17 protein-coding genes and 1 tRNA gene are annotated in these 20,507 nt (G+C 72.8%); 13 read left to right on the plus strand and 5 right to left on the minus strand.

Features of this window, described 5'->3' with window-relative positions; translation table 11 throughout:
• The first annotated feature begins 106 nt into the window (after positions 1–106).
• Positions 107–712 carry a pyridoxamine 5'-phosphate oxidase gene (gene pdxH, locus R3E98_04675; GenBank protein ID MEZ4422679.1) on the plus strand — a complete coding sequence of 202 codons (606 nt, stop codon included), beginning with the start codon at positions 107–109 and terminating at the stop codon, positions 710–712.
• Between the two features lie 67 nt (positions 713–779).
• Positions 780–1,385: a hypothetical protein gene (locus tag R3E98_04680; GenBank protein MEZ4422680.1), complete on the plus strand. Its 606-nt coding sequence runs from the start codon at positions 780–782 to the stop codon at positions 1,383–1,385.
• Between the two features lie 52 nt (positions 1,386–1,437).
• On the opposite strand, the gene R3E98_04685 is transcribed toward R3E98_04680, so the two are convergent.
• A complete protein-coding gene (locus tag R3E98_04685) occupies positions 1,438–2,046 on the minus strand; it encodes a metal-dependent hydrolase (GenBank protein MEZ4422681.1) in 609 nt (202 codons plus the stop codon).
• Positions 2,047–2,151: 105 nt separating this feature from the next.
• Between R3E98_04685 and R3E98_04690 the strand changes: the two genes are divergently transcribed.
• A tRNA-Leu gene (locus R3E98_04690) sits at positions 2,152–2,234 on the plus strand.
• A 122-nt stretch (positions 2,235–2,356) separates the two neighbouring features.
• Here R3E98_04690 and R3E98_04695 read toward each other — a convergent pair.
• Genes R3E98_04695 through R3E98_04710 form a run of 4 tightly spaced genes read right to left on the minus strand, consistent with a single transcriptional unit; the run spans position 2,357 to position 5,902 of the window.
• Positions 2,357–2,992, minus strand: coding sequence for a thioredoxin family protein (locus tag R3E98_04695; GenBank protein MEZ4422682.1), 636 nt, complete (start codon positions 2,990–2,992; stop codon positions 2,357–2,359).
• A complete protein-coding gene (locus tag R3E98_04700) occupies positions 2,992–3,210 on the minus strand; it encodes a heavy-metal-associated domain-containing protein (protein MEZ4422683.1) in 219 nt (72 codons plus the stop codon). The genes R3E98_04695 and R3E98_04700 overlap by 1 nt, the downstream gene beginning before the upstream one ends.
• A 14-nt stretch (positions 3,211–3,224) precedes the next feature.
• Positions 3,225–4,595 carry a CopD family protein gene (locus R3E98_04705; protein MEZ4422684.1) on the minus strand — a complete coding sequence of 457 codons (1,371 nt, stop codon included), beginning with the start codon at positions 4,593–4,595 and terminating at the stop codon, positions 3,225–3,227.
• Positions 4,592–5,902: an aminotransferase class V-fold PLP-dependent enzyme gene (locus tag R3E98_04710; GenBank protein ID MEZ4422685.1), complete on the minus strand. Its 1,311-nt coding sequence runs from the start codon at positions 5,900–5,902 to the stop codon at positions 4,592–4,594. Before R3E98_04710 ends, R3E98_04705 begins: the two co-directional genes overlap by 4 nt.
• 154 nt (positions 5,903–6,056) lie before the next feature.
• On the opposite strand from R3E98_04710, the gene rnz reads away from it, so the two are divergent.
• The 10 genes from rnz to R3E98_04760 all read left to right on the plus strand — a co-directional run bounded on the left by rnz (position 6,057) and on the right by R3E98_04760 (position 20,456).
• A complete protein-coding gene (gene rnz / locus R3E98_04715; protein MEZ4422686.1) occupies positions 6,057–7,028 on the plus strand; it encodes a ribonuclease Z in 972 nt (323 codons plus the stop codon).
• Positions 7,025–8,998 carry a 3-phosphoshikimate 1-carboxyvinyltransferase gene (gene aroA / locus R3E98_04720; protein MEZ4422687.1) on the plus strand — a complete coding sequence of 658 codons (1,974 nt, stop codon included), beginning with the start codon at positions 7,025–7,027 and terminating at the stop codon, positions 8,996–8,998. Before rnz ends, aroA begins: the two co-directional genes overlap by 4 nt.
• Positions 8,999–9,173: 175 nt before the next feature.
• Entirely contained in the window at positions 9,174–10,898 is a 1,725-nt protein-coding gene (locus R3E98_04725; GenBank protein ID MEZ4422688.1) for a 30S ribosomal protein S1, read from the plus strand.
• A gap of 95 nt (positions 10,899–10,993) precedes the next feature.
• Positions 10,994–12,760, plus strand: coding sequence for a penicillin-binding protein activator (locus R3E98_04730; GenBank protein MEZ4422689.1), 1,767 nt, complete (start codon positions 10,994–10,996; stop codon positions 12,758–12,760).
• A gap of 7 nt (positions 12,761–12,767) precedes the next feature.
• Positions 12,768–14,318 carry an acyl-CoA carboxylase subunit beta gene (locus tag R3E98_04735; GenBank protein ID MEZ4422690.1) on the plus strand — a complete coding sequence of 517 codons (1,551 nt, stop codon included), beginning with the start codon at positions 12,768–12,770 and terminating at the stop codon, positions 14,316–14,318.
• Positions 14,319–14,532: 214 nt separating this feature from the next.
• Positions 14,533–15,432, plus strand: coding sequence for a PDZ domain-containing protein (locus R3E98_04740; GenBank protein MEZ4422691.1), 900 nt, complete (start codon positions 14,533–14,535; stop codon positions 15,430–15,432).
• Positions 15,433–15,554: 122 nt separating this feature from the next.
• Complete coding sequence (locus tag R3E98_04745; GenBank protein ID MEZ4422692.1) at positions 15,555–17,066, plus strand: acetyl-CoA carboxylase biotin carboxylase subunit; 1,512 nt, start codon at positions 15,555–15,557, stop codon at positions 17,064–17,066.
• Entirely contained in the window at positions 17,024–18,373 is a 1,350-nt protein-coding gene (locus tag R3E98_04750; protein MEZ4422693.1) for a TRAM domain-containing protein, read from the plus strand. Before R3E98_04745 ends, R3E98_04750 begins: the two co-directional genes overlap by 43 nt.
• Positions 18,370–18,882: a biotin/lipoyl-containing protein gene (locus tag R3E98_04755; protein ID MEZ4422694.1), complete on the plus strand. Its 513-nt coding sequence runs from the start codon at positions 18,370–18,372 to the stop codon at positions 18,880–18,882. Before R3E98_04750 ends, R3E98_04755 begins: the two co-directional genes overlap by 4 nt.
• Positions 18,879–20,456: a methylmalonyl-CoA mutase family protein gene (locus R3E98_04760; protein MEZ4422695.1), complete on the plus strand. Its 1,578-nt coding sequence runs from the start codon at positions 18,879–18,881 to the stop codon at positions 20,454–20,456. Before R3E98_04755 ends, R3E98_04760 begins: the two co-directional genes overlap by 4 nt.
• Positions 20,457–20,507: the final 51 nt, after the last annotated feature.

The raw sequence follows: 20,507 nt of genomic DNA on the forward strand, positions 1-20,507 counted from the left end.
ATGTGGTCGATTATGGGGGCGCAACCCGGCGGGCGGTCGAGCGCGGGCTTGCCCGGCGGGGACAGGACCCCATCTTTGCTCCCCACCCCGAACGAGGAGGCGTGTGGTGGGCCTGGAACGCGAAGACCTGAGCGACGATCCCATCGAGCAGTTCCGCGCCTGGTTCGCCGACGCGGAGGCCGCCCCGGCCGTGGCGCAGGCCAACGCGATGTGCCTGTCGACGTTGGGCGAGGACGGCTTTCCCCAGGGACGGATCGTCCTCCTCAAGGGGCTGGAGGAGGGCCGCTTCGTCTTCTACACCAACCTGGACTCGGCGAAAGGCCGCTCGCTCCGGGTCCATCCCCGGGCAGCGCTGACGTTCTGGTGGGAGCCGCTGGGCCGGCAGGTCCGCATCACCGGGCCGGTCGAGCCCGTCGAACCCGAGGTCGCCGATGCCTACTTCGCGAGCCGGCCTCGGGGAAGCCAGCTCGGCGCGTGGGCCTCCGAGCAGAGCCAGCCGCTCGACCAGCGCGCCACGCTGGAGCGACGCGTGCGGACGCTGGAGCAGGAATGGGAGGGCCGGGCGGTGAGCCGGCCCCCGCACTGGTCGGGGTTCGGCCTCACCCCCGTCTGGATCGAGTTCTGGCAGGACGGCGCCTTCCGCCTGCACGATCGCTTCCGCTACGAGCGCGGGCGCGGGGGCGTCTGGACCCTCACGCGCCTCAATCCCTGACGCCGTGGGGGCGACCCGACCCACCGGCTATATTGCAGGGATGATGGCGGAACCCCGGAGGAATCGGATGCTGGTGAGGCGGGTGGGACTGATCGGCGCGCTCGGAGCGGTGTGCTGGGCCGGCGTGTGCGATCCCGGTGAGATCACCATCGTTCCCGAGATCGACGAGCGCTGGTCCTTCGAAGGCAGCCTCGAAGGCTGGAGTGCCGCCGCGCTCGGAGGACTCACGCCCGGTGTGGATTGGAGCATCCAGTCGGATGCCGGTTCCGCCGTGGACGGGCAGGCGTCCCTTCGCTTCACCGTCGACGACGCCACGGGGAATGGCCGGGTCTGGATCGAGCGCGCGTTCGCCGTCGCCGCCGAGGAGGAGTACCGGGTCGACATCGGGTTCCAGGTGGGCAGCGAGGACGCGCCGGGCGTCACGCCCTGGAGCGCGGTGGTGGGCGCGACGCTGGACGCCCCGTCGGCCACCGGGACCGTGGCGGTGGACGGCCCCCTCGGCGATGCCAGCGGCGGCACCGGCGTGACCTGGACCCCGCTCACGCAGAGCCTCCTGCTGGACACCGGCGAGGAGCAGGAAACGGCCTGGGTGTCGATCGGCGTGGCCGTCGGAGCCCCTGGCCAACGGACCTACCGCGTGGACGCGCTCTCGGTCACCTTCACCCGCCGGTAGCGCGCGACCGCATGGGGCCGCACGGTCCGCGACCGTCGGCGGACCCTCGCATTCACTCGGCGGCGGCCAGCGTGCGGCGGCGCCCCGCCCGGGACCGCAGCGCCCGGGCCAGCGGCACCAGCAGGAGAAGGGGAGAGACCAGGACCGCATCGACCAGGAACACGCGGACGCCGGTCCAGCTGAGGAGGGTGCGGGTGAAGCTGACGTTCAGCCCCACCGCATCGAAGCGCCGCAGACCGTCGAAGGGCTCGAGCAGGGCCAGCTCGAACGAGAACGGCCGTCGCGAGAACGGCCAGAGCAGCCCGATGCCTCCTTCACCCAGCGGATCGGGAATGAGCAGGTCCAGCACGACGTGGGACGAATAGGCCGCCCAGGTGGCCAGGAAGACCGTCCAGAACGATCCCGTCCAGCGGCGCGTGAGGCCGGCGAGGAGCAGCGGGACCACCAGGGTGGCGAGCAGCGAGTGGGTGGGCCCGCGATGGAAGGCCGTGGCGCGGCCCAGGATCAGACCGGGCAGGAAGTCCAGGTCGGGCGCGTTGGCGGCCACGATGGACAGGCCCAGGATCCACAGCAGGCGGCTGCGGGGCGTGGAGCCGGGTCGGGCGCCGACAAGCTCGACGGCGGTGTATCCGCCGACGACGTGTCCGATCGAGGTGGGCATGGATCCGGGGGCGGACGGAGCGGGCGATGTGAAACCACCGGGGCGCAGACAAGTTCCGTGCCCCGGGACGGCCTCAGGCCGGTCCGCGTGATGGCGACCGAGCGCGCCGGGGTGGCGAAACGGCAGACGCAGGGGACTTAAACTCCCCGGGGCTTCGGCCCGTGTGGGTTCGACTCCCACCCCCGGCACTTCGATCGCGCGCCGCCTCGCTGAGAGGCCAAGAGGGGAGAAGCATTGCCCCCGTGCCCGCCGCGACTGTGGCTACGACGTCGGTCGAACCCGGAGCGCCAAACGGTCCGCGCGGGGCGGATCAGCCTCCGGGGCAGCGCGGCCGGCCGGCGCGAGCCGCTTCCAACAGCGCGACGATGTCGGAGACGGTGCTGGCGCCCGCGTCCTCGTCGTACCAGGCATACTTGCGCTCGTAGAGCACGTCCCGCTCCAGGCGCGCCTCGTTCTCCAGGAACCAGGTCTGCAGGCGTGCGGGCCGTTCCACCCAGCAGCCGACCTGCGCGCCCTCCGCGTCCAGGACCACGACCGTCGGGGTGGCCGCTCGTCCGTCCGGCGTGCGGTGCGCCTCCATGACGGGCCGGCCGGCATTGGAGTCGACGATCCGCATCTCCAGGTCCGGGACCTGATCCACCAGGCGGGCCAGGTACGGGATGGTGTTGGCCGAATCGCCGCACCAGTCCTCCGCGATCACCAGCAACCGATACGCTCCGGCGGCGCGCGCGCGGGCCTGCAGCTCGGGCGCCACCACCGCGCGCGCGAAGTTGCCCTGCCAGGTCTCGACGCGCTGGTCGGCCTTCTTCAGGAACACTCCGAAGGGGGTGCCGGCGTCGTAGAGCGTGGCGTACGGGACGGTATCGGCGGGCGCCGCGGCCGGAGCCGGCGCGGGTCCGCACAGGGCCAGCACACCGGCCAGGACGAGGCCCGCAGGGGCCAGCATCAGACCGTCTCCACCGCGCCCGGGGTGTAGCCCGCGTCGCGCACGGCGGCGGTCAGGGCGGCGGGGTCCGTCCCGTCCGCGACCGTGGCCGTTGCGTCCTTGCGCTCGAGCGATACGTCCACGTCCGACACGCCGACCAGGGGCTCGAGCGCCGAGCGCACCGAGTGGACACAGTGACCGCAGGAGAGGTCGGGCACGGGAATGCGGACGCGCGTCATGACGAGGTCCAGGCTCAGGGGAGGTGGGTGGCGATCAGGGCGGCGGTGACCAGCAGGACACCGAGGCCCAGGAGGAGTTCCAGGGTGGCGGGGATGCGCAGCAAGCCCACGCGCGGCTGCTCCTGCAGGGCGGGGCGCACCACCCGCCAGTTGTAGAACCCGAGCGCGGCCGCCCCGGCCAGCAGCCCCAGCTTGAGGAGGAGCGTGCGGCCGTAGCCGGTGCCCGTGAGCGCCCCGAACGCCCCGACGCGGTCCCAGGCGTTGACGGCTCCCGTGGCCAGCAGCACCAGGACCGCCATCAGGCTGACGCGGGAGAAGGACGCGATCCACGAGGGAAGGGCGGGGACGCGACCGTCGGCGTCGCGCGCGCGGCGCAACAGCGGCAGCGCCACGAACACCAGGCCCGCCAGCGCACCGATCCAGGCGCCCGCGGCGGCGACGTGCAGCGTATCGGCAACCAGCAACGGGACCCGCCTCGCTCCGTCCACCGCCCACGCGTGTCCGGAGAGCGGAGGTGCCAGGGTCGCGAGCGCGGCGGCGACCGTGGCTACGACCCAGCCCGCCCGTCCGGTCGTGGAGCGCGCCGCGCGAAGCAATCCGAAGGCGAAGAGCAGCGCTGCGCCCAGGTGCAGCCACCATCCCCATCCCCACGGGGTCTGGAAGAGGAGTGGGAGCGCGCCCGTCCCGGTCGCGCCGGCCTGGGTGAAGACGCGCACCACCGCGCCCGTGCCCGCCAGCAGCACGCCGATCCACCCCAGACGCCGCAGGCCGGTCCGGGCCGCGTCGGCCAGCGCGGTCTCGCCGCGGCGCGCGGCCGGCGCGACCACCGACCACCGGAACGTCACGACGCCGATGAGCAGCGTCGTGGACAGCAGGAACAGCCAGCGCCCGGCGAGCCCGAGCGGATCGTGCGGCGCGAGTGGGGGCGGAGCGGGTCCGGCCTGCGGGGCCACGGGCGGCGGCGCGGCCGGGAGCGTATCCGCCGCCTGGTCCCCGACCGAGGTGGCGCCACGCTCGACCGTGAACGCGAAGCTCCCGGAGACGGGATGGGAATCAGGACCCGCGGTACGCCACGTCACCTGGTGGAGCCCCGCGCCCAGCGGGGCCGCGATGCGGGCCACGAGCTCGCGGTCGCCGCTGGCGGGTGCGTAGTCGAGCGCGCCGAGCGGGACGAGCCCGCCGTCGGGAGCCCGCAGCTCCACGCTCGACAGCGCGCGCTGCACCAGCGTGGTGAACCGCAGGCGGATCTCGCCCGGCGCCTCGGCCAGACGCTGGTCGGCCGCGGGCTGGCTGCTCTCCAGGTCCGTGTGGCGCGGCCCCGCCGCCGGCAGCAGGGTCAGGATCGCCAGGACCGTCGCCGCGCCGACGGCCCGCGCACGCCTCACGCCGGCAGGCCTCGCTGGAGCACGGTGACGATCGCGTCCGTGAAGCGGTCGACCTCCTCCAGCGAGGAGTACACCGACGGCGACACCCGCAGGCCCTCGAACTCGGGGTGCTTGATGGCGACGACCAGGATGCGGTGCTCGGACCACAACCACTCCGTCAGCGCCACCGTGTCCACGCCCTCGACCTGTACGTTGGCGATGCCGCACGAGCGACCGGGCTGGCGGCTGGTGTGCAGGCGGATGCGGTCGTGCTGCAGCAGGGCGTCCGCCCAGCGGTCACGCAGGTAGCGCAGGCGTGCGTCCTTGCGCGCGGCGCCGATGCCCTGGTGGAACGTGAGGGCCTCCCCGATGGCGAGGTAGTTCGCCGCCGGATGGGTGCCGATCTCCTCGAACTTGCGGATGTTGGCGTCCATCCCCTCCGGAGCCGCCATCAGCGGCCACAGGTCGGCGATCTTGTCCCGACGCACCCACAGCATTCCGGTCCCGTGTGGGGCGAACAGCCACTTGTGCAGGCTCGTGCTGTAGTTGTCGCACTCGAGGTCGGAGATCTTGAAGTCGAAATGGGCGAGCGCGTGTGCGCCGTCCACCACGACCGGGATCCCGTGCCGACGGGCCATCGCCGCTACCTCGCGGACCGGCAGGATCTGCCCGGTGAGGTTGATCATATGGCACATCAGGATCATGCGTGTCTTCGGCGTGATGCCCGCCTCGAAGCGCCGCACCACCTCCGCGGTGTCCTCGGCGGGCACCGGCAGCTGGATCTGCTTCATCACGATGCCTTCCCGGCGCTCGCGCTGCTGGAAGGTCGTGATCATCCGACCGTAGTCCTGCGTGGACGTGAGGACCTCATCGCCGCGTTGCAGGTCGATGCCGAGCTGGACGGTCTGCAGGCTCTCCGACGCATTGCGCGTGAACGCGACCTCTTCGGGATCGACCCCCCACTCCCGGGCGAACCGTTGACGGACGCCTTCCCGTTGCGGCTCGAGCACGCGCCACATCGTGTAGGCGGGTGCGAGGTTGGAGTAGTCCAGGTGCCGCTTCATGGCGTCCTGCACCCAGACCGGTGAGGGGCTGACGCCGCCGTTGTTGAAGTTGACCAGCGTGCGGTCCACGGAGAACGCGCGCTGCACCTCGACCCAGAAGTCCTCGTTGGCGGCGATCTCGTCCGGAGTGCCCGGAGTGGCCGCCAGGTCGCCGACGATCTCCGCCGCGGAGCGCGCGAACACCGGTGTGGGCAGGGCGCCTCCGAGCGCGAGCGCGGCGGCGGGATAGCGGATGGCACCGAGGAACTGGCGACGATCGGTCATGGGTCCTCCGGGTCGGGGCGTTCCGGGACGATAGGACGGGCCGGAGGGAGCCGACAGGGGTCGACCGGGCCCGGTCGGCGCGCGGACACGACGTCCGCCGCCTTGACCCTCGTCCCTCCCGCCGGTTTTCTTGTGGCAGCCTGAGCCAGCCTCCGTGATCCGAATCACCTTCCTGGGAACGGCCGCGGCCCGACCGACCGTCGGGCGCGGCGTGAGCGCCTTCGCGGTTCAGCGCGAAGCGTCGCTGATGCTGTTCGACTGTGGCGAGGGGACCCAGCGTCAGATGATGCGCTACGGGACCGGCTTCGCCGTGACCGACATCTTCTTCACCCACGTCCACGCGGACCACCTGCTGGGGCTCACGGGCCTGCTGCGCACCATGGCGCTGCAGGGCCGGACGGATGCCATCGGTCTGTATGGGCCGCCCCGGTCGCGCGGGGTGCTGGAGGACGCGGTGCGTCTGGGCGTGGAGCGGGTCGCCTTTCCCGTGCACGTGACGGAGCTGACCGCCGGCGACGTCGTGGAACGCGACGGCTTCCGCCTCCGGGCCGTCGCGGCCGAGCACGGTACCCCTGCGTTCGCATGGGCCCTGGAGGAGGAGCCGCGGCTCGGCCGCTTCGACGTGGAGCGGGCCCGCGAGCTGGGCGTGCCGCCCGGGCCTCTGTTCGGGCGGCTGCACCGGGGGGAGACGGTCGACCTGGACGGGAGGACGGTGACCCCCGACGAGGTGGTAGGTCCGACCCGTCCCGGGCGGAAGGTGGTCTTCTCGGGAGACAGCCGCCCCTGCCGGGCCATCACCGAGGCAGCCCGGGCCGCAGATCTGCTCGTGCACGAGGCCACCTTCGCAGACGCCGAGTCCGATCGCGCCCGGGAGACGGGGCACTCCACGGCCCGGGAGGCGGCCGAGGTGGCCCGCGCGGCCGGCGTGCGGCGGCTGATCCTCACGCACATCTCGGCCCGGTACGCGGACGCGCCGGGGGCCCTGGAGGCCGAGGCCGCCAAGGTGTTCCGCCCCGTGACGGTCGCCCATGACGGCCTCGTCGTGGAGGTGCCCTTCCCGGAGGAGGAGATCCCTGCCGCCTCGGGGGCGGGGGATGCGCGCTCCGGACGGGAACCCGACCTGTGATCGAGCTGGAGGTACCAGGCGACAAGTCCATCACGCACAGGGCGTTGATCCTGTCCGCCCTTGCGGAGGGCGAGAGCCGGATCCTGGGGGCGCTCGTCTCCGAGGATACGCGCTCCACCGCGGCCGCCCTGCGCGCGCTCGGCGTCTCCATCTCGGAGCTCGACCCCGACGAGAGCCGGGTATCGGGCGTGGGTCTGCACGGGCTCACGCCGCCCGCGGGTCCGCTCGACTGCGGCAACTCGGGAACCACGGCCCGGCTCCTGGCGGGGGTGTTGGCCGGCTGCCCCTTCGCCTCCGTCCTGGACGGGGACGTGTCGCTGCGGAGCCGTCCCATGGAGCGCGTCACCGCGCCGCTGGGACTCATGGGGGCCCGATGCGAGTCCCTGGAGGGCCCGGGGCGTCTCCCGCTCCGCATCCACGGCGGCGCCCTCGCGCCCATCGATCACCGCTCGGCGGTGGCGAGCGCCCAGGTCAAGAGCGCGCTGCTCCTGGCCGGGATGGTGGGGGGTGCCTGGGTCCTCGCCGCGGAGCCCCGGCGCTCCCGCGATCACACCGAGCGCATGCTGGGTGCGGCGGGGGTTCCCCTGATCGAGCACTGGCACGAGGGCGCCTGGCGCGTCGAGCTGCGCGACCCTCCGGACCGGCTCGTGGCCCGTACCTGGCACGTTCCGGGGGATTTCTCGGCGGCCGCCTTCTGGCTCGCCTGGGGGGTCCTGCGCCCGGCGGGGCCGCCGCTCCGGATCCGCAACGTCGGGCTCAACCCCACGCGGACCGGCCTGCTGGCCGTGTTGGCCCGCATGGGGGCGCGGGTCGAGGTGGCCGCCGCGGCCGATCTGGACGGGGAGACCCGCGGGGACCTGCTGGTGTGGCCGTCCGAGCTCGAGGCCACGGAGGTCGGCGCCGACGAGGTCCCGGCCGTGATCGACGAGCTCCCCCTGGTGGCGGTGCTGGGCGCCCGCGCCCGGGGTGTGACGCGCGTGCGTGGGGCCCAGGAGCTCCGGGTGAAGGAGAGCGACCGGATCCGGGCCGTGGTCGACAACCTGAGGGCGGTGGGCGCCGAGGCCCGTGAGCTCCCCGACGGCTTCGAGGTGAGCGGCGGCACCGGGCCGCTGGCCGGACGGGTGGAGACCCGGCACGACCACCGGATCGCGATGGCGTTCGGCGTCCTGGGCGCCCTCCCGGGCGCGGCGCTCGAGATCGACGATCCCGCCGTGGCGGCCGTCAGCTACCCGGCCTTCTTCACGACCCTGGAGCGGCTGCGCCGGGACGGGTGGGGCGCCTCCGCGGGCAGTCGACGTCCCGTCGTCACCATCGACGGACCGGCCGGGTCGGGGAAGTCCACCACGGCGCGGGAGGTCGCCCGGCGGCTCGGCTTCCGTCACCTGGACTCGGGAGCGCTCTACCGCGCGCTCACCTGGGCGTTGCTCCGATCCGGCTGGGAGCTGTCCACCTGGGAGCGCCGCACGGCGGCCGAGCTGGAGGGGCTGGGCGTCGCGGCCCGACCGGGCCCGTCCGGTGTGGAGGTCCTGCAGGGCTCCGAGCCCATCCCCGATGCAGACCTGCGCAGCCCGCTCGTCACCGCCCACGTCTCGGCGGTCGCGGGGCTGCCGGCCGTCCGCTCGGTGCTGCTCCGGCTCCAGCGCGACGCGGCCGCGGGCGGGGGGTTGGTCGCGGACGGGCGCGACATGGGGACGGTCGTCTTCCCCCAGGCGGACGTGAAGGTGTTCTTCACGGCCGACCTCGAGGAGCGCGCCCGCCGGCGCCTTCGCGAGCGGGGTTCGGAGCCGGGCGACGCCCACGCGGTGCAGGTGGAAGCCTCCCTGATCCGGGACCGGGATTTCGCGGACGCGCACCGGGAGCTGAGCCCGCTCCGGGCCGCCCCAGACGCCCACCGCATCGACACGTCCGCGCTCGATTTCGCGGCCCAGGTGGAGGCCGTCCTGGCCCTCGTCCGTCGGTTGACGCCCTGAGGGGCCAGATCTAGCTTACCGATCTGTCCAGGAACCGGGCTCCGTGAGGGACGGGGCCCCGAGGTTCCTGTGCGCGTGTCCGTCGGATGGCGGCGCGGTCGCACCCACGACCCCATCCCGGGTTCCCTCCGCGCGCCCGGACACACAGAGCCGTCCCGCGGCTCCCGGAAGGTCCATGGCCAACACGATGTTCGTCGGCAACGCCGACCCCCACCTGCTCGACGATCCCTACGGCGACGACGATCTCTCCATCTCGAGAGACGACTTCGCGAAGCTGCTCTCCGACTACGAGGACACCCTCCAGGACGTCAAGGAGGGCGAGATCGTCCGGGCGAAGGTCCTTCGCGTCAACGAGACGAACGTCATCCTCGAGTTCGGCTTCAAGAGCGAAGGCACCGTTCCCCTCGACGAGTTCAAGGATCCCGCCACCCTGGTGCCGGGCGCCGAGATCGAGGTGCTCCTCGAGAGCCTCGAGGACGAGCAGGGCGTGGTGGTGCTCTCCAAGAAGAAGGCGGACTTCCTCCGCGTCTGGGAGCGCATCAAGGAGGCCTACGAGCAGGATCGTCCGGTGAAGGGCACCCTCAGCCGCAAGATCAAGGGCGGCGTGACGGTGGACCTCATGGGCGTCGACGCCTTCCTCCCGGGTTCGCAGATCGCGCTGCGTCGCGTTCCGAACATCGAGGATCTGCTCGGCGACTCGTACGACTTCAAGATCATCAAGCTCAACAAGCGTCGCCGGAACATCGTGGTCTCGCGCCGCGTGCTGCTGGAGACCGAGCGCGAGTCCAAGCGCAAGAAGCTGGTCAAGGAGCTGCTGGTCGGTCAGGTCCGGGCGGGCGTGGTCAAGAACATCACGGACTTCGGTGCCTTCATCGACCTGGGCGGTCTGGACGGACTGCTCCACATCACCGACATGTCGTGGGGCCGGGTCGGGCATCCCTCCGAGGTGGTCAAGATCGGTCAGGAGCTGGACATCAAGGTCCTCGACATCGACTGGGACCGCGAGCGCATCTCGCTCGGCCTCAAGCAGCTGCTCCCGTATCCGTGGACCGAGATCGACCGCAAGTATCCGGTCGGCTCCCGCGTGCGCGGCCGGGTGGTCTCCATCACGAACTACGGCGCCTTCATCGAGCTGGAGAAGGGCGTCGAGGGTCTGGTGCACATCTCCGAGATGTCCTGGACGCGCAACGTCCGGCATCCCAGCAAGCTCGTGAACATCGGGGACGAGATCGAAGCCGTGGTCCTGAAGGTCGACCCGGCCGACGAGAAGATCTCGCTCGGCATGAAGCAGATCGAGGAGGACCCCTGGCTGGCCCTGCCGGTCAAGTATCCCACCGGAACGGTGCTGGACGGCGTGGTCCGCAACCTCACGTCCTTCGGCGCGTTCGTGGAGATCGAGCCCGGGATCGACGGTCTCGTGCACGTCTCCGACATGAGCTGGACCAAGCGGGTCGAGCATCCGTCGGAGGTCGTGGAGAAGGGCCAGGAGATGAAGGTCATGGTCCTCGACGTGGACGCCGAGGGCAAGCGGATCTCGCTCGGGATCAAGCAACTGCTGGACGACCCGTGGCCTCAGATCGTCGAGCGCTTCGCGCCCGGCGTGGAGCAGGAGGCCACCGTGGTCCGCAACCAGGAAGGCGGCGTGGTCGTCGACATGGGAGACGACATCGAGGCCTTCGTGCCGCCCACGCACACCGGCGTGGACGACCCCGAGCGTCTGGACGAGTACTATGCGCCCGGTGAGAAGGTGGACGTGAAGGTCCTCGAGTCCGACGCCACCAATCGCCGGATCGTGCTGACGGTCACGACGCTGCCCGAGCGCAAGCCCGGACGGCGTCTCACGCCGGTCGCTGCCGAGAGCGGCGCCGAGGAGGCCGGCGAATCGGCGTCCGCGGAGTAGCCGAGCCGGGCCGGGTCGTGCGCGGACCGTTGGGCCGTGCCAGTGGATCGCCCGGTCGCCTTCGGGCGGCTGGGCGGTTCGCGCATGGTGCTCTGGTGACACTCCTGGGCGTCGCCGGGTGCCTCCCCGTGCAGCAGGGCGGTGCGGTCGATCCCGGGCCGGCCGTACCCACCGACCCCGCCATCGAGCGGGGTGCAGCGCCGAGCGCCGGCGCGGAGGCGACGGCGGCGCGCCTGCTCGGTGAAGCCAGGGCCGCGCTGGAGCGCGGAGACGATGCCCAGGCTCGCGCGCTCGCCACGCGGATCGTGGATGAATTCGCCAGCGTGCCGGGGACGGCGCAGGCCCTGTGGATCCGGGCCCAGGCGGAGCGCCGCGCCGGCGCGCCCGCCGACGCGGCGGCGGACGCCCGACGGTTCGTGGCCGTCCTGCCGGAAGGAGACGAGCGCCGGCTCACCGCGGCCCGGTTCGCCGCGGAGGCCTTCCTGGACGCGAGCGAACCGACCGCCGCCGTCCGTGCGCTCCTGGACCTGGCCGCGGCCGAGGCGCAGGCGAGCGGGAGGACCGGGGTGGACCTCGCGCGTACGGCGGTGCGCCGCATCCCCACCGACACGCTGCTGGTGCTCGCCGAGCAGGTGGGGCCGGGCCCGATGGGCGACCTGGTGGAGCTGGAGGCCGCCGTCGGGCTCTATTTCCGGGACGAGGTGGCGCGCGCGGCGCAGATCGCCCGGGCGCTCCTGCAGGAGTCGTTGACGGCGGAGGATCGCCGGATCGCCGAATCGATCGTGTCCGGCAACGCGGAAGCCGTCCTCGGCGACGGCGTGGCCGTGGGCGCGTTGCTTCCCAGCACCGGCTCACCGGTGATGCGCGAGTACGCGTCGGCCATCGAGGAAGGCGTGCGCGTGGCGTTCGAGACGCGCGCCCGGGACACGCGGCGGCCGGTCCGTCTGGAGATCCGCGACGACGGGGGCGACCCCGCCCGCACCGAACGATCGTTGCGGGAGTTGGAGGCCGCGGGCGCGGTGGGCGTCATCGGCCCCCTCCTGGACGACCAGCTCGTCGCCGCCGCGCGCACCCGCGCCTCCGAGTTGGCGCTGATCTCGCCCACCGCGGAGCGCGTGCCCGGTGACCAGGGCGTGTATTCGCTCGGGGCCACCGAGCCGGGCGCGGCCCGGGCGCTCGCGGACTATGCGGTCGAGCAGGGCTTCCGTCGGGTCGCGGTCGTCTATCCGCGCACCCCCGCCGCCACGGCGGACGCGCAGAGCTTCGCGCAGGCCTACCGCGAAGGCAGCGCCGCTCCGGGCCGCGAGGTGCGCGAATTCACGTACGAGCCCGGCACCACGTTCTTCCGCGAACAGCTCATGGGCGTCGCGGACTTCGGGGCCGAGGCCGTGGTGCTGCCGGTACCCGAGTCCGACGTCGAGCTGATCGCGCCCCAGGTATCGTTCTTCTCGCTGGATTCACTCGGGGTGCGCGTGCTGGGCACGGGATCGTGGGCCAGCCCCGACGTGCTCGATCGTGTGGATGTCCGCCATCTCGACGGCGTCGTGGTGGCGTCCCCCCGGGATCCGGACGGGGAATCCGCCGAGCACCGCCGCTTCGTCGAGCGCTACGAGTCGGTCGTGCGCAAGACGCTGCGCAGTCCCATCCCGGCCTACGGCTACGACGCGGCTTCGTTGATCCTCGAGGCCATCGATCGTGGTGCGCGCACACCCGCGGACCTCGAAGCCCAGCTCGAAGGGATCCGCGACTTCCCGGGCGCCACGGGCGTCATCTCCATCGAAGGTGGGCAGATCGTCCGGCGCCACCAGCTCTACCTGCTGGAGGACGGACGACCCCGTCTGCTCGACCGGCCCAACAACTGACGAAGGCATGACGCTCGAAGAACGGCTGGCGCGCCTCGATGCGCTGGGGAGGAAGGCGTTGGAGGGCGGGGGAGCCGCCCGCATCGAGGCCCAGCACAAGCGCGGCAAGCTGACGGCTCGCGAGCGCATCGACCTGCTGCTGGATCCGGACTCGTTCGTCGAGCTGGATCGCTTCGTGACGCACCGATCGCGCGAGTTCGGGCTCGACGGCCAGCAGTTCCTCGGGGACGGTGTGGTCACGGGCTACGGCACCGTGCACGGCCGACTGATCTACGTCTTCTCGCAGGACTTCACGGTCCTCGGTGGTTCGCTGTCGGAAGCGCACGCGGAGAAGATCGTCAAGCTGCAGGACCTGGCGCTGAAGAACGGTGCCCCGATCGTCGGGCTGAACGACTCCGGGGGGGCGCGCATCCAGGAAGGCGTCGTCTCGCTCGGGGGCTACGCCGACATCTTCCTGCGCAACACGCTCGCGTCGGGCGTCGTGCCGCAGGTCTCGGTGATCCTGGGTCCCTGTGCGGGTGGCGCGGTGTATTCGCCGGCCATCACCGACTTCGTCTACATGGTCCGCGGCATCAGCTACATGTTCGTCACCGGTCCCAACGTGGTGAAGACCGTGACGCACGAGGACGTGGACATGGAGAGCCTCGGGGGTGCCGACGTGCACGCGAGCCGCTCCGGCGTCTGCCATTTCGTGCACGACTCGGAGGCCGAGTCGCTGGCCGCCGTGCGCGACCTCTTCCGTTTCGTGCCCCAGAACAACCTGGAGGCGCCGCCACGGCGCGAGACGTCCGATCCGTCCAACCGTCGCTCGGACCGCCTGCTGGAGATCGTGCCCGACTCGCCCAATCGCCCGTACGACATGCACGAGGTGATCCGCGAGATCGTGGACGACGCGGAGTTCTACGAGGTCCACGGCTTGTTCGCGGCGAATCTCATCACCGGCTTTGCCCACCTCGGGGGGCACGCCGTGGGCGTCGTCGCCAACCAGCCCCAGGTGCTGGCCGGGGTCCTGGATATCGACTCGTCGCAGAAGGGTGCGCGCTTCGTGCGCTTCTGCGACGCGTTCAACATCCCGTTGGTCGTCTTCGAGGACGTCCCGGGCTTCCTGCCGGGCGTGGCCCAGGAGCACGGTGGCATCATCCGCCACGGCGCCAAGCTGCTCTACGCGTTCGCCGAAGCCACCGTGCCCAAGATGACCATCATCACCCGGAAGGCCTACGGCGGCGCCTACGACGTCATGAACTCCAAGCACATCCGGGGCGACCTCAACCTCGCCTGGCCCACGGCCGAGATCGCCGTCATGGGTCCGAAGGGTGCGGTGGAGATCCTGTTCCGGAAGGAGATCGCCGAGGCGGACGACCCCGAGGCCGCGACCACGGCGCGGATGGAGGAATACCGCGAGCGCCTGGCGCACCCGTACGTGGCCGCGGCCCGTGGCTACGTGGACGACGTGATCGATCCGCGGGACACGCGGCGCCGCCTGATCTCGGGGCTGGACATGCTGCAGGGCAAGCGGGATTCCAATCCCCCCCGCAAGCACGGCAACATCCCGCTGTAGGCAGCGCCCACCCCGCGCCGTCACGGCGCGGAGCCGGATGCGCTCAGATCCGCCCCCTGGTGCTGTCGTCGGCCGTGGCAGCGATCGCTGCACCTCCGGCCGGTCACCGCGGCATCCCTCCCACGTCTGGCGATCCCCCCGCGCCGACCGGCAACGGTCGGCCGTCGCGCCGCATCCCATGGCCGTGGGGACGATTCACACCAGGAGGACGGGGATGGCCAGGAAGACGGCGGGAGCGGGTGCGCTGGGATTCGTGCTGGCGGGGATGGCGGGTGCCGTGACGACGCCCGGGGCGGCCCAGCAGGCGCCGCCCCCGCCCGACCGCGAGTGCGCCTGCGAGGATGGGCCGCGCTGGGAAGGACCCGGCGTGCGGGTGCTGAGCCTGGGCGCGCCCCGCGCCCGGATGGGCGTGGGCCTCCGCGCCGATGCGGACGGGCGGGGCGCGGAGATCACGACCGTGGCGGAAGGGAGCCCGGCGGAGGAGGCCGGTCTGCGGGAGGGAGACGTGATCCTGTCCATCAACGGAAGCCCGCTGGACGAGCCCCGCGAGGGGCGCCGGGGATGGCGCGTGCGCGGCGAGGGCTCCGTCCCGGTCCAGCGCCTCATGGAGCTGGCCCGGGATTGGGATCCCGGTGACCGGGTGGAGGTCGGGTTCCTGCGGGACGGGGACGAGCGCTCCGCGACCGTGGTGGTCGAGGAGAACGACGACGCACTGATCTCGCAACGCATGCTGCCGCTGATGGATCGGGCTCGTGACCTCGGGCAGGGTCTCAGGTCGTTCTCCTTCGAGGACGAGCCGCGGATGCGGGTGTTCGGGGGGGGCCCGGGGGCGTTCTGGTTCGGCGGGGCGGCGGGCCTCGAGCTCCACGCGCTCACCCCCGAGCTGGGTCGCTACTTCGGGACGGAGGAAGGCGTGCTGGTCCTGGACGTGGAGGACGATTCCTCGCTGGGCCTGCGCGCGGGCGACGTGATCCTGGCGATCGGCGCGCGCGCCGTGGACGAGCCCCGCGACGTGCTGCGCGTGCTGGGCTCGTACGAGGACGACGAGCCCGTCGAGCTGGAGATCGTCCGGGACGGGGAGCGCACCACGGTCGAGGGCCGGACAGGACGGTAGGGACCGCGCGCCCGGCCGGGGCGCCGCGGGCACTTCAACGCCGCCTGCCGTGGTCCTACCTTGAGGCGCCGCCGCCCCCCTCGGGGCCGGCGGCGTCGTCCGTTTCCGGGAAGGAGCCGCCCGTGCTGAAGTCGGTCCTGATCGCCAACCGCGGCGAGATCGCCGTCCGCGTCATCCGGGCCTGCCGGGAGCTGGGCATCGGATCCGTCGCGGTCTATTCGGACGCGGATCGCGCCGCGCCCCACGTCCGCCTGGCCGATCGGGCCGTCCACATCGGCCCCGCTGCCGCCTCCGAGAGCTACCTGCGCGCCGACCGCCTCATCGAGGCGGCCCGGGGCGCCGGGGCGGAGGCCATCCATCCCGGCTACGGCTTCCTGGCGGAGCGGGCCGCCTTCGCACGGGCCGTCCAGGACGCGGGGCTCGTCTTCGTGGGTCCGGACCCCGACACCATCGCGGCGATGGGCGACAAGACCGAAGCGCGTCGGCGGATGGCGGACGCGGGCGTCCCCATCGTGCCGGGTGCCGTCGATCCGCTGCGGGACGCGGACGAGGCGCGCCGGGTGGCGGCAGACATCGGCTACCCCGTCCTGCTCAAGGCCTCGGCGGGGGGTGGGGGGAAGGGGATGCGCGTCGTGCGTGAGCCGGAGGAGCTCGCCCGGGCGCTCGAGGCCGCCTCCCGGGAGGCGCAGGGCGCGTTCGGCGACGGTGCGGTCTACGTCGAGCGCTTCCTGGACCGGCCCCGTCACATCGAGATCCAGGTGCTGGGGGACCGCACCGGCCGGGTCCTGCACCTGGGCGAGCGGGAGTGCTCCATCCAGCGGCGGCATCAGAAGCTGGTGGAGGAGGCTCCCTCGGCGGTCCTCACCCCGGAGCAGCGCGCCGCCATGGGCGAGGCGGCCGTGCGCGCGGCCGAGGCCGTCGACTACGTCGGCGCCGGCACGGTCGAGTTCCTGTTCGAGCAGGGGGAGTTCTTCTTCCTGGAGATGAACACCCGGATCCAGGTGGAGCATCCCGTCACGGAGCTCGTCACCGGGATCGACCTGGTGGAGTGGCAGCTGCGGGTGGCCGGAGGCGAAGCCCTCCCCTGGAGCCAGGAGGACGTCACCCTCTCCGGGCACGCGATCGAATGCCGGATCACGAGCGAGGACGTCTCATCCGGCTTCCTGCCGTCGACCGGGCGGGTGGAGGCGCTGTCGGTCCCCGGGGGCGCGGGGGTGCGCTGGGACGCCGGCGTGGAGGTGGGCACGGAGGTCGGGCTCCACTACGACCCGCTGCTGGCCAAGCTGGTCGTGCACGCCCCGACGCGGGAGGCCGCCATCGCCCGCCTGCGCCGGGCCCTCGGCGAGCTCGCCATCGACGGGGTGGAGACCTGCACGCCGCTCCTGCGTCGGATCGCCGCGGAAGCGGACTTCCAGGCCGGCGCGCTGTCGATCCGCTACCTCGACGAGCACCCCGAGCTGCTGGAGGGGTCGGGGGAGCACGTGGATCGCACGCTGGCCGCGGTCGCTGCCGCCCTGCTGGAGGAGCAGCGACGGCGCCGGGAGCGTCCCCGCCTGGCCAGTGCCAACGGGTCGGCGCACGGCTTCTCGGCGTGGCGCCGCGCGGGGTTGCCCGGGGGGAGCGGCGGCGCCTGAGCGAGCGGGTCCGGATCGATCGGATCGCGGCCGGAGGGGCCGGGGTGGGGCGCCTGGCCGACGGCCGGGTGGTCTTCGTGGCCCGCAGCGCGCCGGGAGATGAGATCGAGGTCGAAGTGACCGAGGTCAAGAAGAAGTGGGCCAAGGCGATCCCGATCCGGGTCGTGCATCCCGGACCTGATCGAGCCCCGCCGCCGTGTGTCCACTACGCCCGCTGCGGGGGGTGCGCCCTCCAGCATCTCGAGGCCGACGCGCAGCTCGGCGCCAAGCGGGCGATCGTGGAGGACGCCCTGTCCCGGATCGGTGGACGGGCGGTGCCGGTCGAAGCGGCCCAGCCCGCGCCGCAGCCGTTCGGCTACCGCGTCCGCGCCCAGTTCCACCTCCGTCGCCTGGCGGGCGGCCGCGTGGTGGCGGGCTTCCACGCCGTCGACCGGCCCGGGCGCGTCGTCGACATCCCCTCCGGCTGCCTGATCCTGGATCCGGTGGTGGAGCGCGCGTGGACGCAGATCCGGGGCGCCTGGGGTCCGGGGGCCTGCCGGCTTCCCGGAGGGGCGGCGCTCCGACTCGCGGTGCGGCGGGTGGAGGGAGGTGTCGTGCTCACCGTGGAGGGGGGGCGCGGCCGCGGCGAACCGGACGCCCTGCTGGCGGACGCCCCGGCGGTGCGGGCGCTGTGGAGTCGGCCCGAGCGTGGAGCCGCCCGTCTGCTGGCCGGGGATCCGGACGTGGCCGAGGCGGACGAGGCCGTCTCGCCGCTCGGTCCCGGGGCGTTCACACAGGTCAACCCGTCCGGCGCCGAGGTCCTGGAGCAATGGGTGGTCGGGGCCGCCGGCGGCGCGCTCCCGGGCGCCCGGGTGATCGACGCCTACGCAGGCGCCGGCCTCTTCGGTCGGGCTCTGGCCGCCCTGGGGGCGCGGGTGCAGGCCATCGAGGCGGACCCGGTCGGAGCCGCCGCTGCCCGCCGGGCCGGCCTGGCGGTGCTGGAGGGTCGCGTGGAGGCGCGGCTGCGCGAGGCGCTTCCCGCAGACCTGGTGGTGGTCGACCCACCGCGGGCCGGTCTGGACCCGGCCGTGGCCGACCTGCTGGAGCGGTCCGGTCCGCCCCGGTTGATCTACGTGAGCTGCGATCCGGCGACGCTGGCCCGCGACCTCGCCCGACTCGGGCGCTACCGCGCGTCGCGGGTCCGGGTGCTGGACCTGTTCCCGCAGACGGCACACGTGGAGACCGTGGTGACGCTGGACCGCGAGGGCGCGGAAGGGGATCTTCCGGCCGTGCCCCGCGCCTCTCCCCCCGACCCGAGCGAGCCATGAGATACCGGGTGCAGATCGACGGCCAGGACTTCGACGTGGATCTGGACGACTCCACGGTCCAGGTGGACGGCCGGCCCGTGCACGTGGAGTGGGTGGAGCGCGACGGCCAACCCGGTGGCCTGCTCTCGGTGGACGGCCGTACGGCGGCGGTCCGGGGCGAGCGCGATGCGGAGGGAGGGTGGCGGCTCCGGGTGGACGGCGAGCCTGTGCGCGCGGACGTCGCGGACGAGCGCGCCCTGCGGGCCCGGCAGGTGGCCGGGGCGGCGGGCCGCGCGGCCGGTCCCCGCCCGGTGCGCGCCCCGATGCCCGGTCTGGTCGTGCGGGTCGACGTCCAGGAGGGTCAGACCGTGGAGAAGGGAAGCGGTCTGGTGATCGTGGAAGCCATGAAGATGGAGAACGAGCTGAAGGCGGAGGCGCCCGGCGTGGTGGCCCGGATCCGGGTCTCCGCGGGTCAGACCGTGGAGAAGGACCAGGTGCTGATCGAGATGGCTCCCGTGGAGGCGGCATGAAGGACGAGCAGGGTCCGGCCCACACCGATTCGGGTCTGGACGTCCACCTGGTGTACGGCCCCGACGCGGGGACCGGTCCCGCGGACGAGCACCCCGGGTCGTTCCCGTTCACGCGCGGTGTGCACCCCACGATGTACCGGGGTCGGCTGTGGACGATGCGCCAGTACGCCGGCTTCGGCACGGCCGAGGAGACCAACCAGCGCTATCGCTACCTGCTGGCACAGGGCACCACGGGGCTCTCGGTCGCGTTCGATCTGCCCACCCAGATGGGCTACGACTCCGACCACGCGATGGCCACGGGCGAGGTGGGACGCGTGGGGGTCGCGATCGACTCCATCGCGGACATGCGCACGCTGTTCGACGGGATCGACCTGGGGCAGGTCTCGACGTCGATGACCATCAACGCCACCGCCCCCATCCTGCTGGCCCTGTACGTCGCCGTCGCGGACGAGCGCGGGATCCCGCGGGAGCGGCTGTCCGGCACGGTCCAGAACGACATCCTCAAGGAGTACGTGGCCCGCGGCACCTACGTGTATCCGGTGGAGCCCAGCCTGCGGCTCGTGGCCGACGTGCTGTCGTTCGCCGCGCGCGAGGTCCCGCGCTGGAATCCGATCTCCATCTCCGGCTACCACATCCGTGAGGCCGGCTCCACCGCGCCCCAGGAGATCGCCTTCACGCTGGCGAACGCGCTCGAGTACGTGGAGCGCGCGCGCAGCGCCGGGCTGGACCTGGAGACGTTCGCGCCGCGCCTCTCCTTCTTCTTCGCGGCGCACAACGACCTCTTCGAGGAGGTGGCCAAGTTCCGCGCCGCGCGTCGGCTCTGGGCCCGTCTCCTGCGCGAGCGCTACGGGGCGTCGGACGCGGCCTGCCGTCTGCGCTTCCACACGCAGACCGGGGGCTCCACGCTCACGGCGCAACAGCCCCTCAACAACGTGGTGCGCGTGACCCTGCAGGCGCTGGCCGCCGTGCTCGGAGGGACGCAGTCCCTGCACACGAACGGGTTCGACGAGGCGCTCGCGCTGCCCACGGAGGAGTCGGCGCGCCTGGCGCTGCGCACGCAGCAGATCGTGGCCTTCGAGTCGGGTGCGCCCCGGACCGTCGATCCGCTCGCCGGAAGCTGGTTCGTGGAGTCGCTCACCGACCGGCTGGAGGAGTCGGCGCGCGCCTACCTGACCCGCATCGACGAGATGGGGGGCGCCGCGCACGCCCTCGAGTTCATGCAGGAGGAGATCCACCGGGCTGCGTACGCCCATCAGCTGGCGGTGGAGTCGGGCGAAAAGGTGGTGGTGGGCGTCAACCGCTTCACCGAAGGGGGGCCGGCCCACCCCGAGCCCCAACCCGACTACTCGGCCCTCGAGGCCGGGCAGCGCACCCGTCTGGCCCGTCACCGGGCCGAGCGCGACGGCGGGGCCGTCACGGCCGCCCTGGACGCGGTACGGCAGGCGGCCGCGGGGTCGGACCCCATCCTGGACCGGATCGTCCCGGCGGTGCGGGCGGGCGCCACCCTGGGGGAGGTGAGCGACACCTTGCGAGGCGTCTGGGGCACGTACGACACGCATCCCCAGGGCGGCTGACCGCGGAGGCGCGGGTCGCACGGCACGCCGGGCGGGCTCGGACCGGGGGGG

Source organism: Gemmatimonadota bacterium (assembly GCA_041390125.1).
Taxonomy (GTDB): domain Bacteria; phylum Gemmatimonadota; class Gemmatimonadetes; order Longimicrobiales; family Gaopeijiaceae; genus JAGQIF01.